General features: G+C 72.9%; 15 protein-coding genes. 9 read left to right on the top strand and 6 right to left on the bottom strand.

Annotated elements, in window-relative coordinates:
- Window positions 1-65: 65 nt before the first annotated feature.
- Together ACIQMJ_RS04230 and ACIQMJ_RS04225 are read left to right on the top strand one after the other, a co-directional pair.
- A complete protein-coding gene (locus ACIQMJ_RS04230) occupies window positions 66-278 on the top strand; it encodes a hypothetical protein (protein ID WP_141979669.1) in 213 nt (70 codons plus the stop codon).
- Between the two features lie 285 nt (window positions 279-563).
- Window positions 564-1,856, top strand: a complete 1,293-nt coding sequence (locus ACIQMJ_RS04225) for a hypothetical protein (RefSeq protein WP_499759536.1) — start codon at window positions 564-566, stop codon at window positions 1,854-1,856.
- Between the two features lie 3 nt (window positions 1,857-1,859).
- Here the strand turns inward: ACIQMJ_RS04225 and ACIQMJ_RS04220 are convergent, their stop codons facing one another.
- Window positions 1,860-2,678 carry a hypothetical protein gene (locus ACIQMJ_RS04220; protein WP_499759535.1) on the bottom strand — a complete coding sequence of 273 codons (819 nt, stop codon included), beginning with the start codon at window positions 2,676-2,678 and terminating at the stop codon, window positions 1,860-1,862.
- A gap of 83 nt (window positions 2,679-2,761) precedes the next feature.
- On the opposite strand from ACIQMJ_RS04220, the gene ACIQMJ_RS04215 reads away from it, so the two are divergent.
- From ACIQMJ_RS04215 to ACIQMJ_RS04195, 5 genes are all read left to right on the top strand, one after another.
- Window positions 2,762-3,973, top strand: a complete 1,212-nt coding sequence (locus tag ACIQMJ_RS04215) for a DNA cytosine methyltransferase (RefSeq protein WP_499759534.1) — start codon at window positions 2,762-2,764, stop codon at window positions 3,971-3,973.
- A 392-nt stretch (window positions 3,974-4,365) separates the two neighbouring features.
- Window positions 4,366-5,598: a thioester domain-containing protein gene (locus ACIQMJ_RS04210; protein WP_499759533.1), complete on the top strand. Its 1,233-nt coding sequence runs from the start codon at window positions 4,366-4,368 to the stop codon at window positions 5,596-5,598.
- Between the two features lie 153 nt (window positions 5,599-5,751).
- Complete coding sequence (locus ACIQMJ_RS04205) at window positions 5,752-5,925, top strand: antitoxin (protein WP_499759532.1); 174 nt, start codon at window positions 5,752-5,754, stop codon at window positions 5,923-5,925.
- The gene (locus tag ACIQMJ_RS04200; protein ID WP_499759531.1) at window positions 5,922-6,545 is read left to right on the top strand and encodes a putative glycolipid-binding domain-containing protein; all 624 of its coding nucleotides are present in this window, start codon (window positions 5,922-5,924) and stop codon (window positions 6,543-6,545) included. The genes ACIQMJ_RS04205 and ACIQMJ_RS04200 overlap by 4 nt, the downstream gene beginning before the upstream one ends.
- 94 nt (window positions 6,546-6,639) lie before the next feature.
- Complete coding sequence (locus ACIQMJ_RS04195) at window positions 6,640-7,197, top strand: hypothetical protein (protein ID WP_499759530.1); 558 nt, start codon at window positions 6,640-6,642, stop codon at window positions 7,195-7,197.
- A gap of 129 nt (window positions 7,198-7,326) precedes the next feature.
- On the opposite strand, the gene ACIQMJ_RS04190 is transcribed toward ACIQMJ_RS04195, so the two are convergent.
- The 5 genes from ACIQMJ_RS04190 to ACIQMJ_RS04170 form a co-directional block, all read right to left on the bottom strand.
- The gene (locus ACIQMJ_RS04190; protein WP_499759529.1) at window positions 7,327-8,511 is read right to left on the bottom strand and encodes a thiolase family protein; all 1,185 of its coding nucleotides are present in this window, start codon (window positions 8,509-8,511) and stop codon (window positions 7,327-7,329) included.
- 13 nt (window positions 8,512-8,524) lie between these two features.
- Window positions 8,525-10,330: a fibronectin type III domain-containing protein gene (locus tag ACIQMJ_RS04185; RefSeq protein WP_499759528.1), complete on the bottom strand. Its 1,806-nt coding sequence runs from the start codon at window positions 10,328-10,330 to the stop codon at window positions 8,525-8,527.
- Window positions 10,331-10,407: 77 nt separating this feature from the next.
- Window positions 10,408-12,165: a fibronectin type III domain-containing protein gene (locus ACIQMJ_RS04180; protein WP_499759527.1), complete on the bottom strand. Its 1,758-nt coding sequence runs from the start codon at window positions 12,163-12,165 to the stop codon at window positions 10,408-10,410.
- A 9-nt stretch (window positions 12,166-12,174) separates the two neighbouring features.
- A complete protein-coding gene (locus ACIQMJ_RS04175) occupies window positions 12,175-13,134 on the bottom strand; it encodes a prephenate dehydrogenase (protein WP_499759526.1) in 960 nt (319 codons plus the stop codon).
- A 165-nt stretch (window positions 13,135-13,299) separates the two neighbouring features.
- Window positions 13,300-14,535: a M20 metallopeptidase family protein gene (locus ACIQMJ_RS04170; protein ID WP_499759525.1), complete on the bottom strand. Its 1,236-nt coding sequence runs from the start codon at window positions 14,533-14,535 to the stop codon at window positions 13,300-13,302.
- An 89-nt stretch (window positions 14,536-14,624) separates the two neighbouring features.
- Here ACIQMJ_RS04170 and ACIQMJ_RS04165 point away from each other — a divergent pair, with 89 nt between their 5' ends.
- Together ACIQMJ_RS04165 and ACIQMJ_RS04160 are read left to right on the top strand one after the other, a co-directional pair.
- Complete coding sequence (locus ACIQMJ_RS04165; protein ID WP_499759524.1) at window positions 14,625-15,113, top strand: tRNA adenosine deaminase-associated protein; 489 nt, start codon at window positions 14,625-14,627, stop codon at window positions 15,111-15,113.
- Window positions 15,114-15,462: 349 nt separating this feature from the next.
- The gene (locus ACIQMJ_RS04160; protein ID WP_499760241.1) at window positions 15,463-15,897 is read left to right on the top strand and encodes a nucleoside deaminase; all 435 of its coding nucleotides are present in this window, start codon (window positions 15,463-15,465) and stop codon (window positions 15,895-15,897) included.
- Window positions 15,898-15,904 lie beyond the last annotated feature (7 nt).

Here is a 15,904-nt window from a genome sequence, read left to right as displayed (position 1 = left end):
AATTCACCCTAAAGGTAGGGACCGGTGGGGCCGATACAACCCAAGTGAGTTACCCGCATCCAGCCATGCACACGAGCATCGAGGGCGTTCTCGCGGAGTACGCCGTGCAGGAGGCCAAGCGGCAGCGGTTCCTGGAGACCGCCGCCGAGATCGTGGCCGCCGCGCCGCCGTCGGTGGACGACACGCTGCTGGGCCTGCTGCTCCCGTTCCCCAAGGCCCGGGGACCGCGTGCCTTCCTGAACCGGGTTGACCAGGTCCTTCGCGACGCCGCTCGATGATCTCGCGCACGCGCCGCTGAACCCATCGGCAAGTTTCATGCGGTCGTTGCCGGACCGTGCTGGGCCGATCCCATCGCCTGCCTCTACAGTGCGTGACACCCGGCGCTCGCCGGCTGTCTCGTCTGCTTCTCATAAAGCGAGTTCTCGGCGATGGATGACGTCCTTTCCGCGCTTCAAGCGCGCCTCGGCACCCTGTTCGGCGACCGGTTGGTCGTGCTCGCAGGCGGCACTCGGCTGAGTAGTCGCGCCGGCGAGCTGCACCAACTCGGTGCCCGCCATACGCTCGTGCTGTCGACGGACGACCACGCGCCGCTGCACGACTCGGACGTGGCCCGCTGGGTTCCCCTCGGCATCGCGGGCGGCTTCGTCGCGGTCGAGCAGAACCGGCTCACCAAGCTGCTCACCTCGCCCAACCGCCAGGTCCGCGCGGTGCTGGAGGAGTTCGACCCGCGCGGCGAGGCGCTGGTGATCAGCACCCCGTACGTGCACACGCCCGAGTTCGCGGGCCGTCCGGTGCTCAACGCTCGCCGCCCCGAGTGGGTGGAGCTGGAGAACAAGACGACGATCGACGGCCTGTGGGACGAGCTGTCCGCGCCCCGCGCGCCCGCCGTCGTGCTCGGCCTCGACTTCGACGGCCTGTGGGCGGCGACCCAGCAGCTCGACCGCGGCGCGGGCGTCGTCTGGTCCGGCGACGGCCCGGCGATCAACGGCGGCGCGAACTTCGTCCGCCGCGTCCGCGACCGCCAGGAGGCGCAGGACGCGTTCGACGTGCTCGCGGCCAAGTGCGACTTCGTCCGGGTGATGCCGTTCCTGGAGGGCATCCCGGTGAGCGTGCACGGGATCGTGTTCCCGGACGGCACCGCCGTGCTGCGGCCGATCGAGATGGTCGTGCCGCGCCGCGCGGGCCAGGCCCGGTTCCTGTACGCGGGCTGCGCGTCCTACTACGACCCGCCCGCGTGGATCCGCGAGGAGATGCGCAACCTGGCCCGCCGGGTCGGCGAGCGGCTGCGCGAGACCGTGGACTACCGCGGCACGTTCACCCTCGACGGCATCGCCACCGCCGACGGCTTCCTGCCCACCGAGATCAACACCCGCTACGGCGGCGCGATGGTGTGCTTCGAGGACGCCCTGCCGCAGCTGCCGCTGGCGCTGGTGCAGGTCGCCCTCGTCGCCGGGCACGACCTCGGCGTGTCGTCCATCGAGTTCGAGGAGCTGCTGGTCTCGGCTGCGGACGACTACCGGCACGGCTCGGTCGGCGCGAACGTGCGCGCGGTCCACCCGACCGAGGTGGTGGAACGCCCGATCGTGTTCACCGAGTGGTCGTGCCGGTTCGCGCACCCCGACGAGACGCCGCACGGCGTGCTGCGGCTGCGCCCGTCGCCGCTGGGCGCGCGGCTGGAGCTGGACTTCTACGCCGACCAGCTCCCGCTCGGCCGCCCGGTGGTGGCGCTGACCGTGGCCGCGTTCGCCCTCGCCGACCAGGAGTGGGGCACCGCGCTCGGTCCGCTGGAGCCCGCGGTTCCGGTCGCCGACGACGAGGCCGCCGCGGTCGTGGAGCCGACCGCCGTCACGGCCTGATCGTCACGGCCTGATCGTCACGCCTTCCTCGCCGGTGGGGGGAGCGGAGTCGCCGTAGGCGGTTCCCTCGTACGCGGCGAGGAAGGCGTACCGGTAGCCCATCAGCTGCAACGTCACCGCCGGCGGCTGGTTGGGCGGGTAGACCTTGTCCCGGTAGGCGCGCATCAGGTCCGGGTTGCCCTGCGCGGTGGCGCGCAGCAGCGCCGGGGTGATCGGCGTGTCGCACACCAGGTGCAGCGCGACCCGCGCGGCCAGCGCGAGCAGCCGCGGCGACCGGTCGGCGGAGGACAGGTCCTCGGCCACCCCCACCACGTGCCGCGGCACGACCTCGGGCACCGCGATGGCCAGCGCCATCGAGCACGCCACCTCCGCGCCCGCCAGCGCCTCGAACACCTTCGGCGCGCCCTTGGCCACCTCGTACCGCGTCTGCGTGATCCAGTCCGGCGGCCGGCGGGGCAGCTCGCGGCCCAGCGCGTTCCACCGCCGGCGGGTGCGCTTGCCGTCGTCGGTGAACCCCCAGCTCGCCAGCGCCATCGCGGCCAGCAGGAAGATCACCCGATCGCGGCTGTCCGCGGGCACCCGGTAGCTCGCGCCCATCTCCACCAGGAAGGGCACGGCCCACACGCTCGCCTCGGACACCGTGTCGTCGACCAGCAGCCGGTCGACCAGCGCCTGGCAGGCGACCTCCCGCGTCACGCGCTCGCCGTGCACGACGCGACGCATCAAGTCGTCCACGCCTGCCCCGTGGGCGAGCACCGACCAGGGCATGTCCTCCAGTCCACGCAACGGATCCGGCCGTTGCCACGCAGGTGGGAGCTCCATGGCGGGCAACGTACGCGATCACGGGGCCGAGCACCGGCGGGATCACTCGCCTGTGGGCGGCGCGCCCACCGTACGATCACGCGGTGCGCGGACCCACCTTCAAAGTCGTCGACCTGTTCTCCGGCGCCGGTGGCATGAGCCTCGGCTTCCAAGCGCACCGCGACTTCACCATCGTGGGCGCGGCCGACGCGCAGATCGGCAAGCCGTCGTCCCGGCTGGGGTCGTTGCGCTGCAACGGGATCTACCGGGACAACATCGGCGTCGACCCGTTGCAGGTCGACCTGGGCCGGCTGGACCCGGCGGTGCTGCGGCAGGTGTGGAACCTGCGGCGCGGCGAGCTGGACGTGCTGGTGGCGTGCCCGCCGTGCTCGGGCTTCACCCGGATTGCGCCCGCCAACCACCTGCGCGACGACCCGCGCAACTCGCTGGTCGGCCGGGTCGCCGCGTACGTGGCCGAGTTCCGGCCGCGCGTGCTGGTGCTGGAGAACGCGCGCGAGCTGGTGAAGGGCAAGCAGCGGCACCACCTGGACGGGTTGGCCGAGCAGCTGCTGGAGATCGGGTACGAAGTGGACGCGAGCACGCACATGCTGTCGCGCTTCGGGCTGCCGCAGCTGCGTGAGCGCGCGATGGTCGTGGCGGTGGACGCGGGCGTGCCGCTGCGGACGCTGGAGGACCTCTGGCAGGGCTGGGAGGTCCGGCCCGGCGCGGTGACCGTGCGGCGGGCGATCGGCAAGCTGCCGCCGGTGGAGGCGGGCGAGGCGCACCCGGAGGACGCGATGCACGTGTCGCCGTCGTTCCGCCGCGACCGCTCGCTGGACCGGATGCGCGCCATCCCGGCCGACGGCGGGTCGTGGGGCGACCTGGTGGGCTCGCCCGCCGAGCTGCTGCTGAACCCGGCCCAGCGCAAGATCATCGAAGAGGGCAAGTGGGGTTCCCACCCGGACGTGTACGGGCGGATGTGGTGGGACGAGCCGGCGCGCACGATCAAGCGCGAGTGCGGTCACGTCGGCAACGGGCGCTACGCGCACCCCGAGCAGCACCGGCTGTGCACGGTGCGGGAGATGGCGCTGCTCCAGGGCTTCCCGCGCCGGTTCCGGTTCGACGTGTCGGTGATCGGCAACGCCTACCGGCACCTGGGCGACGCGGTGCCGCCGCTGATCTCGTTCCAGCTCGCGGCCCTGGTGAAGTGGATGTTGACCGGTGAGCCGCCGACGGCCCGCGACCTGTGCCTGCCGGGCACGTCGCTGCGGGTCGGCGACATTCGCCCGGTCACGCCGTCCGCTTTGGTGGCGTAGATCACCGTTCGGCAACGGTGTGGCGTCGAAAGCGGGTCGGCTCCGAATACGTGCAATCCACTGTGGACCGCCTGAGCTGCGATGACGTCGTGACTGCGGGAATCCGCGTCCGTTTCGCGGTCCGTCGAAACAGGAGCCCGGCGGCGGTGCTCGACAGGGCGTCGAATATCATTCGATCATCCACTGTGGAGGGCTGCCGTGCGTTTGCGCTGCTGGCAGGCAGTGATGCTCACGGTGTCGCCCTTTCTCGATTGGATGAGCACGATCAGCTAATGTTCGGCTGATTCCTGTCGTCTCGGTGTCGGAGCGCTCTGCCAAGTAGCTCCCCGGACGACACGGACCGCCGCCTTGAACACACCAACGGGCTTCCCTCGCGAGCCTCAAGGAGACAAATGGCTTCCCGGTTGAGTCCGAAGCGCCTCGGGGCCGCCGTCCTCGGCGCCTCGATCGCGTTGCTGACCGCGGCGCTGCCCGCCGCCGCCGACCCGGTCAAGATCATCCCGATCGAGCGTGACGACCCCGACTTCCTCAAGCACCACGAGGAGGGCATTGAGCTCGGGATCGAGGGCGAGAAGCGCGACTGGCTCGACGCCAACCTCATCCCGCTCTACGTCATCGAGAACGGCGAGAAGACCGTCGTCAAGGCTTACTGCGTCGAGCTGCCGACCGTGCTGAAGGACGGCACGCCGCTGCACGAGGTGCCGTGGGACAAGCACCCCAACAGCAAAACCCAGTTCGTGGCGAACGCCAAGTTCGTGAACTGGATCCTGCACAACAGCTACCCCCTGAAGGACCCGTCGGTGTTGTCCGAGGCGACCGGGCGCGACATCGACGAGCGTGAGGCCATCGCCGCCACGCAGGCCGCCATCTGGCGCTTCAGCGACGGCGCGAAGCTGAAGTCCGACCCGACCAAGGACACCAATCCCGAGGTCGACGCCGACGTCAAGGCCGTCTACGACTACCTGACCGGCGACAAGAACAAGGGCATCGAACAGCAGCCGGCACCGACGCTGAAGATCGACAAGGCGGAGCTGACCGGCAAGGCCGACGGCCGGCTGATCGGGCCGTTCACCGTCGAGACCACGGCCGACTCGTTCCGGGTCGAGGCTGAGGTACCCGCAGGGGTCACCTTCACCGACAAGGACGGCAACCCGCTCACGCCCGCCGGCGACGGCGACTTCAGCGCGCGGGCCGAGACCCGGACCGCCGACATCTTCGTCAAGGTCGCCCCGGGCACCGAGTCCGGCGAGGTCGAGTTCTCCGTCAAGGCCGACGCGCAGCTCCAGCACGGCCGGCTGTTCGTGTCGGAGAGCCCCGCCAAGGAGACCCAGTCGCTGATCATCGCCAAGCCGTCCACCGTGAAGGTGGAGGAGAAGGCGAAGGTCAAGTGGGTCGAGAGCACCGTCGTGACCACCACGACCGAGGCCACCACGACCACCGCGCCGACGACCACCACCACGACCGCCGCGCCGACGACCACCACCACGGCCGTCGCGGGCGGCGGCGGTGACGACGACCTGGCCAACACCGGCGCGTCGATCTTCGTGCCGCTGCTGATCGGCGTCGGCCTGCTGGGTGCGGGCGCCGGGGCGCTGCTGTTCGTGCGCCGCAAGCGCACCGCCTGAGCGGAGTGACCGACCGGAACGGCCCCCTGGGACTCGCCCAGGGGGCCGTTCCGGCGTGCGGGGCGTGATCGCGTGGTCGGCGGGGGTACGGTTTTGCCGCTGGGGGCACGAGGGCGATTCGGGTAGCCTGCGTCAGGAGTGCGAAGGAGCACGATGAACTTCGACGAGATCAGGGACAAGGCGTCCGAGCTGCTCGAGCAGCACCACGAGCAGGTCGATGCGGGCATCGACCAGGCCGCCGAGTTCATCGCAGGCAGGTTCGGCCACGAAGAGCAGGTCAAAACGGTGGCCGAGAAGGCCAAGGACATCCTTCCGGGTGGAGAGTGAACTCGTTCAACACGGCTGAGCGGGCCACCCCGTCCGGGGAGTCCCGCGCCGCGGCCGCGCAGATGGTGACCTGGCAGGGCTACGACGTGCCCCGGCTGGAGCAGGTGCGGTTCCTGCTCTCGGAGCGCAAGCTCCGCGCCTCGGGCAGGTTGGTGACCGCCGGTCCGTCCGAGCAGTTCAGCGGGTCGTTCGAGGTGTCGGTCGGTGAGACCGGCGCGGTCACCCGGCTGCTGCTGCGGACGGCCACGGTGTCGGAGGAGCGGCAGATCTCGGTCAGCCGCTCGTCGGAGGGCATCTGGCTGGTCGACTACGGCCAGGGCGCCGAGCGGGCGGACTTCGACGGCGCGGTGGACGTGGACGTGCAGTTCGCCGTCCTGTTCAACGCCATCCCGATCCGCCGCCTCAACCTCCAGCAGGAGGAGGGCGAGCACGAGATCCCGGTCGTCTACGTGACCCTGCCCGACCTGTCGGTCCAACTGGTCCGCCAGCGCTACCGCACGGTCTCGATCGGCGAGGACCGCTCGGTCGTCTCCTTCACGCACGGCGAGTTCGAACAGGACATCACCGTCGACCGGACGGGCCTGGTCGTCGACTACCCCCGCATCGCCTACCGCATCTGAGCCGGCCGGGGCGACGTCGCCCCAGTCGGGCGATCGATCATCAGATCGGGCGAGCAATCGTTTGCCCGTCGTGCGAGCGCGCAACGATCGTTGGGTGCACACCCACGTCTTCGTCGACGAGTCCCGTCGATCCAGCTACCTGCTCGTGGCCGCGTTCGTGGAAACGCGGCAGCTCCCGGGGGTTCGCAGCCTGATGCGCCGGCTCCGCGTAGCGGGCGAGCGCAGGCTGCACTTCAAGAGCGAGAGCGACACCGTCCGCAAGGACGTCATCGGGCGCTTGGTCGACGCCGGTTTCCGCAGCCGCATCTACCTGGGTCGAGGGCCCTCGGAGGCGGTTCGGCAGAGGTGCCTGGCGAGGCTGGTGGCGGACCTGGTCGAAGAACGCGTCAAGCGACTGGTGCTCGACTCACGCGGCCCGGTGGAGGACGGCGTCGACCGTCGCGTCATCTTCCAGGCGCTGTGCGACCGCCGCGCACCGGTTGACGCGTTCTTCTACGAGCACCTGAGCTCGCACGGCGACCCGGCGCTGTGGGTGCCCGACGCGATCGCTTGGTGCCATGGGGCCGGGGGTGAGTGGCGCAAGCGCGTCGCGCCGCTCGTAGAAGAAGTGATCGACATCGGCGTCGTCACCCGGCGGCAGCAGTTGCGGTGAAAAGCGCGAAGCCCTGGCTCCCGCCGTCCGACGGGCCTACCAGGGCTCACTTCCTCGGCCTAGCGGCCTCGGCTGTGGCCAAGCTTAGCAAGGCGTCGGCCGCGGTGCTGTCGCTCGATCAGGCGATCTTCACACCCGGACCGCGATCGCCATGCCCTGGCCGACGCCCACGCAAGCCGCCGCCACGCCCACACCGCCGCCGCGCGCGCGCAAGTGCCGGCACAAGTCCACGACCACGCGCGGGAACGAAGCGCCCAGCGGGTGGCCGTACGCGATGGCGCCGCCGTGCACGTTGACCTTCTCCCGGTCCACCTCGGGCAGGTGGTGCAGCACCGACAGGGCCATCGCCGCGAACGCCTCGTTGATCTCCCACAGGTCCACCTGGGACGACTCGATCCGCAGCCGCCCCAGCAGCTTCCGGATCGCCGACACCGGCGCCAGGGTGAACCGCTGCGGGTCCTCCGCCGTCACGGCCGAGCCGAGGAACTCGCCCAGCGGCGTGATCCCCAACGACGACGCCACCTCCTCCGACCCCATCAGCACGGCCGCCGCGCCGTCGTTCAGCGGCGACGAGTTGCCCGCCGTCACCGGCCCGCCCTCGGAGAACGCCGACTTCAGCTTCCCCAGCTTGTCCGCCGACGTCTCCGGCCGCACGGACTCGTCCCGCCGCACCGGGGCGCCGTCCCGCAGCTGCACGGGGAACGCGAACCCCTCGTGCACCCCGGCGTCCCACGCCGCCGACGCCCGCCGGTGCGACCGCAGCGCGAACAGGTCCATCTGCTCCCGCGTGATCCCCAGCTCCACCGCGACGTCCTCCGCCGCACGCCCCAGCGGCACGGTCCACTCGGCCTTCATCCGCGGGTTCACCAGCCGCCACCCGAGCGCCGTCGACACCGACTCCAGCCGGTCGGCGAACGGCTTGTCCGGCCGCGGCACCACGAACGGGGCCCGCGTCATCCCCTCCACGCCACCGGCGACCAGCAGCGAGGCGTCCCCGAGCGCCAGCGCCCGCGCCGCCTGCACGATCGCCTCGCCGCCGGACGCGCACAGCCGGTTGATCGCGACACCGGGCACCGACGTGGGCAGCCCGGCCAGCAGCGCCGCCATCCGCCCGATGTTCCGGTTCTCCTCGCCCGCGCCGTTGGTGTTGCCCAGCAGCACGTCGTCGATGGACGCCGGGTCGAGCGAGGGGTGCCGCCGCAGCAGCTCCACGATCGGCAGCGCGGCCAGGTCGTCCACGCGCACACCGGACAGCCCACCGCGGTAGCGGCCGAACGGGGTGCGGGCGGCGTCGAGGATGAGGGGGCGCGACATGCGCCCCATCCTCTCACCGGCCGACGAAGAACGGGATGTAAGCCGAGGTGGGGCGGGTCTCACCGGACGTGCCGAACAGCCGCACCTCGATCATGTGCGGTCCGAGCGACAACCCGCCGGTGTTCAGCGCGAACCGGTACCGCCCGGCGATCCCGGGCCCGCCGGACGCGGTGGGCACGACGGCCACCCGCTCGTCGTCCACGCGCAGGCTGAACCCGGCCAGCCCGGCCAGCGCCACCCCGGGCCGCCCCTCCAGCGCCAGGTCGAACACCATCCGCCCGCGCTGCACCGCCGCGCCCTCGGGCACGGTCTGGCCGCTCGCGTCGAGCACCGTGCCGTTGATCCGCGCGAGCTCCGGCTCCTGCCCGATCAGCGGGGCCTTCTCGGTGCTCGGCGGCGTGCCGGTGGCCGACCCGGTCAGCTCCAGGTCCACGTGGGTGGCCTGCACGCGCAGCCCGGTCACCAGCGTGACGGCCAGCTTCCCGGACGCGCCGACCCGCAGCGCCTCCGCCGGCAGGTCCGCCACCACGGGGTACGCGACACCGGCCCGCCACGGCGCACCGGCCAGCGCGGGCCGCAGCGGCACGACCACCCCGGCCACCGACACGCTGAACGGCGGCGCTTCCGGCGACGCGTCGGTGTGCAGCAACGCCATCCGCAACTGCCCGCCGGTCACGCCCGGCACCGCCTGGACCGGCCCGGTCTCGGGCGCGGCCACGGCCACCGCCACGTCGACCTGCGGCCCCGGCACCCACTTCGGCGCGGACGCCTCGGCCGCGTCGAACGCGATCAGGCTGACCGCCGCGCGCTGCCCCGTCGGACCGGCCACGGACACCAGCGCGGTGGCCTCGCGCCACGCGGGCACCGCCGGGCTGGTCGCGACCACGTCGCCGTCGAACAGCACCCGGACCCCGTCGCGGCGCAGCGCCAGCTCCCACCGGTGGCTGATCCCGGTCTCCAACGCGGGCACCGCGCGCACGGTCGTGGTCGGCGTCCCGGCGGGCACGACGACCTGCACGGACGTCGTCCCGGCGCTCGTCGCCACCCGCAGCCGCACCGCGTCCGGGGGCAGCGCGTCACCGCTGACCAGCGACACCGGCCCCGGCACGAGGTCCAGCACGAGCTCGCCGTCACCGCCGGGCGCGTCGGTCTCCACCACGAACCGGCCCAGGTCGTCGGCGTCGCGCAGCACGAACGGCGTGCGCGAGCGCAGCGTCGCGGGCGCGGCCGCGCAGTTGCTGCTGAGCACCAGCCGCCGACCGTCGTCGCCGTGGCCGGGGGTGGCGCGGGCGCAGTTGCCCCGTGACGCCAACCGCCACCGCGTCGGGTCGGGCGCGTCGGGCTGGTCGAACCGGTCCTCCAGGGCGTAGTCGCCGGTGGTGGCCGCGTGCGGGGTGCCGGTGGACCGCGCGGGCGAGGACCGCTGCCCGAACGCGTCCACGGCGTGCACCACGACCTCGTACATGCGCTCGTCCTCGAGCCCGTCGATCTGGGTGACGGAGTCGGTGGTCAACCGGGAGTGGTCGAGGTGGCCGGGCGCGCCCCACCGCACCTCGTAACCGGGCGCGTCACCGGTCCACCGCACCTGCAACCGGTGGGGTCCGGGCGTCACGGCCACCTGGCGCGGTTCGGCCGGCAGCGGACCCGCGGTCGGGACGATCACGCCCTCGGCGGCGTAGGGCGACAGCGAGGTGGGCGGTGGCGTGGACGTGCTCGTCGCGGTGGCGGGTTCGCCGACACCGGTCGTGCGCAGCACCGCGACCACCCCGGCGAACAGCACCACACCGGCGGCGATGAGGGCGACCCGACGACGTTCCATTGAGTCAAGTTAGGTGTCGGGGTGACCCCGATCACCCGGTCGTTGCCGACCCGAGACCAAGAATGGCCGGTCGCGGGCTACAGGGGCCGGATCTCGAACGTCTGCTCGTACGACTGCACGCCCCGCCGTTCGTCCACCGGGAGCACGCGCACGTCCAGCTCGTGCCGCCCGCCGGCCAGTCCGGAGACGTCGACCAGGAACTCGTGGCGCCCGCCCGCGGAGCCGTGCGTGGGCAGGGCGACGAGCCGTTCGCCGTCGAGGTCCACCTCCACGCCCTTGACGGGGGCGACCTCGCGCGCCCGCGTGTCGGCGAACTCGACCGTGAGCCGCACCCTGCCCCGGTTCGGGAAGGTGGGGAACTCGGAGTCGTTGGCGGACTCGTGCACGACCGAGACCGACGGCGGCGGCACCAGCGGGTCGAGGAGCTCGCGGTCGGTGAGGCGGGGCAGCGGGTGGCGGGCGTCCTGGCCGTCGGCGATGACGGCGTGGGCGTCGTGGGCGCTGACCCCGCCGTCGGAACGCAGCCTGACCTTGGGGTTCGGGTCCGGCGAGGGCAGCGGGAAGTCGGCGTGGACGACCGTCGGGCGGTTCGGGTCCGGACCGCGGTCCGGCGGCATGACCACGGCGGGCGCGGACCGCGAGCCCAGCTCCACCGTGATCGGCGCGGCGCTCTGGGAGACGACGGAGGCGACCACGCGCACCGAGGACGCGCCCTCCAGCCGGGAACTCGCGATGTTGCCCAGGGCCGCCGCGCCGTCCTCGGTGACGCTCGGACCCAGCGGCACGACGGACGCGGCCACCGGCGTGCCCGGCACGCCGCCCACGGCGAACACGTCCAGGTGCGTGCCCTGGGCCTGCCGGAACGCCAGGCGTGCCCGTGCGGCCGTCCACGGCAGGTCGACGGGCGCGGTCGCCACCTCGGCCCCGTCGCGCAGGGCCACCACAACGCCGGGTTTCACGCGCAGTTCCCAGCGGTGGCGCACGCCCGGCGTCGGCAGCGCGTAGGTGGCTCCCATCCCGTTCTCCGCGTCGCCGACGAAGAACTGCGCGCCGAACGGCGTGACGCGCAGGACCACGGCGTCCGGCGGGTACGGCCTGGTCAGGCGGCCCAGGTCCTGGGCCGGGTCGGGCAGCAGGGCCATCAGCAGCTCGCTCTCGCCGGGCCGGTCGCCGACCGGGCCGTCGGTGGTGAGCGAGACGCGGGCGGTCGCGCCGTCGGGCGCGGGCGTGCCGAGCCGCACCGGCACGTTGGACTGCAGGTCGACGCGGTCGCAGGTGATCTCCAGCCGCTTGCCGTTGAGCGGGCGCAGGCCGAGGCAGTCGGTGTTGCCGCCGTCGAGGACTCGCCACCGGCGGGTGGTGAGCGCCTCGGGTCCGTCGAACACGTCGACGGGCTGCACCAGGGCGTCCTGCCAGGTCTCGTCGTACGCGAGGCGCGGCACGGCGTCGGCGGTGGCGGCGTCGGAGCGGGTGCCCATCGCGTCGAGCGCGCGCACTTCGACGTGGACGTCGGTGTTGGCGTCGAGGTCGGTCAGCTCGGTCTCGGTGCCGCGGACCAGGCGGGTGCGGCCGTTCCAGCGCACCTCGAAGCCGCCGTGGCCGATGCCGTCGGTGGCCGTCCAGGTGGCGCGCAGGCTGGTGCGGTCCAGCGCGGTCAGCTCGAGGTCGGTGGGCGCGGCCAGGCGTTGCGTGTCGGGGACGTGCTCGACCGTGTCGGCGAGGAACCGCTCGAAGGTCTGCGGGCGCGGGGGAGCGGACTCGTTGCGCAGCACCACCACCGCGCCGCCGAGGAGCGCCAGGCCCCCGACCACGGCGATGAGTCTGCGACGCTCCACCGGTGCACCCTATGGGGTGAGCGCGAGCGCGGTCGTGCCGTTCAGCGCGACGATCCGGCCGCCGCGCGCGCCCAGGTCGCGCAGGGTGCGGGACGCGTCGGGCGCGGCGAGGTCGATGGTCAGGTCGGTGAGGGTCGGCTTGTCGACCAGCGCCCGGCGGGCGGCGTGACCGGCTTCGATGGTCTTGGCCAGGCCGCCGGTCGAGGCGAGCGAGCCGCGGGCCGCGCCCAGCCTGCCCAGCGCGTCGTCCACCGCGTCGAGCAGCGCGCTGCGGTTGCCCTCGCACATCGCGCGGACGAGTTCGGGGCGGCTGCCCGCGACGCGCGTGCCGTCGCCGAACGAGCCGGCGGCCAGGGAGAGGGCGAGCGGTCCGCCGTCCGCGCCGACGCTGGCGAGCACGGCGGCGAGCAGGTGCGGCAGGTGGGAGATGCGGGCCACCGCGGCGTCGTGCTCGGTGGCGGTGGTCGGGACGACGTGCGCCTTCGCGGCGAGGGCCAGATCGATCACGTCGGTGAGGACGTCCGGATCGGCGTCGTCCTCGGCGGTGACGACCCAGGCGGCGTCGTGGAAGAGGTCGGCGCGGCCCGCGGCCCAGCCCGAGGAGGAGGTGCCCGCCATCGGGTGGCCGCCGACGTAGCGGGCGTGCGGCGCGACCCGGCGGACCAGGTCGGCGACCGGGCCCTTGACGCTGACGACGTCGGTGAGCCGGACGTTCGCGGGGAGCGCGCGCAGCACTTCTTCCACAGCCGGCAGCGGGACGGCGACGACGACGAGCGCGTCCTCCGAGCGCGCGCGGTCGAGTGCCGCGGCGAGGTCGAGCACGTCGAAGCCGTCCTGCCGGGCTGTCCCCGCGTCGGCTGTCGAAGCGGTCGCGCCCCAGGTCACGCGCCCTGCGGCGGCTGCCGCGCGCAGCACCGAACCACCGATCAACCCGAGCCCGACCACGCAGACGCTTCGCACAGCGCTCATCCTGCCGGCGCGGACCCGCACCCCCCATTTGTCCACAGGACAGGAGTTGTCCACAGATCGCGAAACGGCCCTCGCCGGCCCTCACGATCGAGGGCAGGGTCGAGGCCATGAACACCACCACAGCCCCGACCCCGACCTCTTCTGCGTCTCCGGCCCGGCTTCGGACTACCGCAGCGCGTCCAGGGCGAACGCCGTGTAGACCACGACCCCGTGCTCCATGGCGGCTTCGTCGAAGAGCACCCGGTTGGAGTGGTTCGGCTCCGCCCGCTCCAGCTCGACCCCGCGCGGGCAGGCGCCCAGGAAGGCCATCGCGCCCGGCACCCGTTGCAGCACGTAGGAGAAGTCCTCGGCGCCCATCAGCGGGTCGTCCATGTGCGCGGCCCACCGCGAGCCGAGGGCCGCCGTGGTGATGTCGATGACGTGCGGGCCGACCACGTCGTCGTTCACCGTGACCGGGTAGCCGGGGATGATCCGCACCTCGGCCGTGCAGCCGTGCGCGGCGGCCACGTGCGTGACCACCTGCTGGAGCTCGCGGTGCACCAGGGCCCTGGTGTCCTCCGAGAGCGTCCGGATGGTGCCCTCGACCAGCGCGGTCTCCGGGATGATGTTGGTCGTCGTGCCCGCGGCGATGCGGCCGATGGTGACCACGGCCGGCTGGTGCACGCTGACCCGCCGGGCGACCATCGTCTGCAACGCGCCGACCATGGCGGCGGCGGGCGGCACCGGGTCGAGCGCGTCGTGCGGCATGCCGCCGTGCCCGCCGCGGCCCTTGACCGTGATGTGGAAGGTGTCCGCGGAGGCCATCGTCGGGCCGGGGCGGCAGATGAGGACGCCGGACTGGAGCGTGGAGGTGATGTGCAGGGCGAACGCCTTCTCCACCGGCGCGCCCGCCGCGTCGAGCACGCCTTCGTCGAGCATGTGCCGCGCGCCGTGCTGTCCCTCCTCACCGGGCTGGAACATGAACACGACCTGGCCGGCCAGCGCGTCGCGGCGCGACGAGAGCAGGCGTGCGGCGGAGGCGAGCATGGCGACGTGCGTGTCGTGGCCGCAGGCGTGCATGGAGCCGTCGACCTCGGAGGCGTAGGCCAGGCCGGTCTCCTCTTGGAGCGGCAGCGCGTCCATGTCGCCGCGCAGCAGCACGGTCGGTCCCGGCTTGCCGCCGCGCAGCACCGCGGTGACCGAACTGCTGGACTTCCCGGTGGTCACCTCGAGCGGGAGGCCGGACAGCGCGTGCTGGATCGCGGCCTGGGTCGCGGGCAGGTCCAACCCCTGCTCCGGGTGCCGGTGCACCTGCCGTCGCAGCGCCACTGTCCTGGGCTGGAGGGCTCGGGCGGCCTCCACCAGCCCGGTGAACCGGGGCTCGGGGGCGGTCGTCGGGGCGTTCGGCAGAGTTGTGCTCATCCCTCGATAGTGGCACCGCCAAGCCCCCCGTGCCCGTGGCCGAGGCCCCCGTGCTACCGGGTGCGTCGGCGTGGCCCTACGGTGTGCACATGGCACACCAGGAGCCGGTCAACGGCTTCGCTGTCGCGGTGGTTCGTGAGGACGGCCGATGGCGGTGCAGCAAGATGGACAGCTCGGCGCTGTCCGAGCTCGACGCGGCGATCACGGAGCTGCGCCAACTGCGCTCGACGGGTGCCGTCTTCGGGTTGCTGGCGGTGGACGACGAGTTCTTCATCGTCCTGCGCCCGGTGCCCGGCGGGGTGTCCCTCCTGCTGTCCGACGCGGCGGCGGCGCTGGACTACGACATCGCGGCCGACGTGCTCGACCTGCTCCGGGTGGACCCGCCGGACGAGGAGGACGACGAGTTGTGGCCCGAGGGCGACCTGGCCGTGCTCGCCGACCTCGGCATGCCGCAGCACGAGATGCAGGTGGTCGTGGACGAGGTCGACCTGTACCCGGACGAGCAGCTCCAGATGATCGCCCAGCGCTGCGGCTTCGGCGACGAGTTCACCAAGCTCCTGGACAGCCTCCAGGCGTGAGCGCCACCACCACCATCTCGCCGAGCCCACCGCACCCGCGGTCGCACTCGCCGAGCACCCTTCCGCGCCCAACGAAGCCACCCACGCCGCGCCCCACGCTCTCCCTCCACCCGACCCCGCCCGCCTCGTCGCACCCCTCCACCCCGAACCGCCGGCCGGCCCTTCCCACGGGGGTGCCCGTGGCGAACTCCCTCCGCCCGACCGCGCCGGCCCCGTGCGGTTCGTCGAGCCTCTCCTCGCCGGACCGGGGATCGGCCCTGGGCGGCTTGTCGGGCCTCCCGGCCGCGAGCCCGAAGCGGGCCGTCACGGCGGAGGTGGGGGCGTGATCAGCCAGGCCGCCGACGAAGCGATGGTCGAGGCCGCCCTGGAGGTGGCCGCACGCGCACCCGAGACCGGCGACATCCCGATCGGCGCGGTCGTCTACGGCCCGGACGGTGTCGAGCTGGCGCGCGCCTGCAACGCCCGTGAAGCCCTGGGCGACCCGACCGCGCACGCCGAAGTCCTGGCCCTGCGCGCCGCCGCCGCGGTCCACGGTGATGGTTGGCGGCTGACCGGTTGCACCCTGGCGGTGACCGTGGAGCCGTGCACGATGTGCGCGGGCGCGTTGGTCCTGGCCCGGGTCGGCCGGGTGGTCTTCGGCTGCTGGGAACCGCGCACCGGCGCCGCCGGCTCCCTGTGGGACGTCGTCCGCGACCGCCGCCTCAACCACCGGCCGGAGGTGGTCGGTGGCGTCCTGGCCGAGCGCTGCGCCGCCCTGATGGAGTCGTTCTTCGCCGACCTGTGACCACCGA

This window comes from Actinosynnema sp. NPDC091369, assembly GCF_044757065.1.
In the GTDB taxonomy this organism is placed as follows: Bacteria; Actinomycetota; Actinomycetes; order Mycobacteriales; family Pseudonocardiaceae; genus Actinosynnema.
The sequence above is the reverse complement of the archived record's forward strand: the minus strand, read 5'-3'. Positions and strand labels throughout refer to the sequence as shown.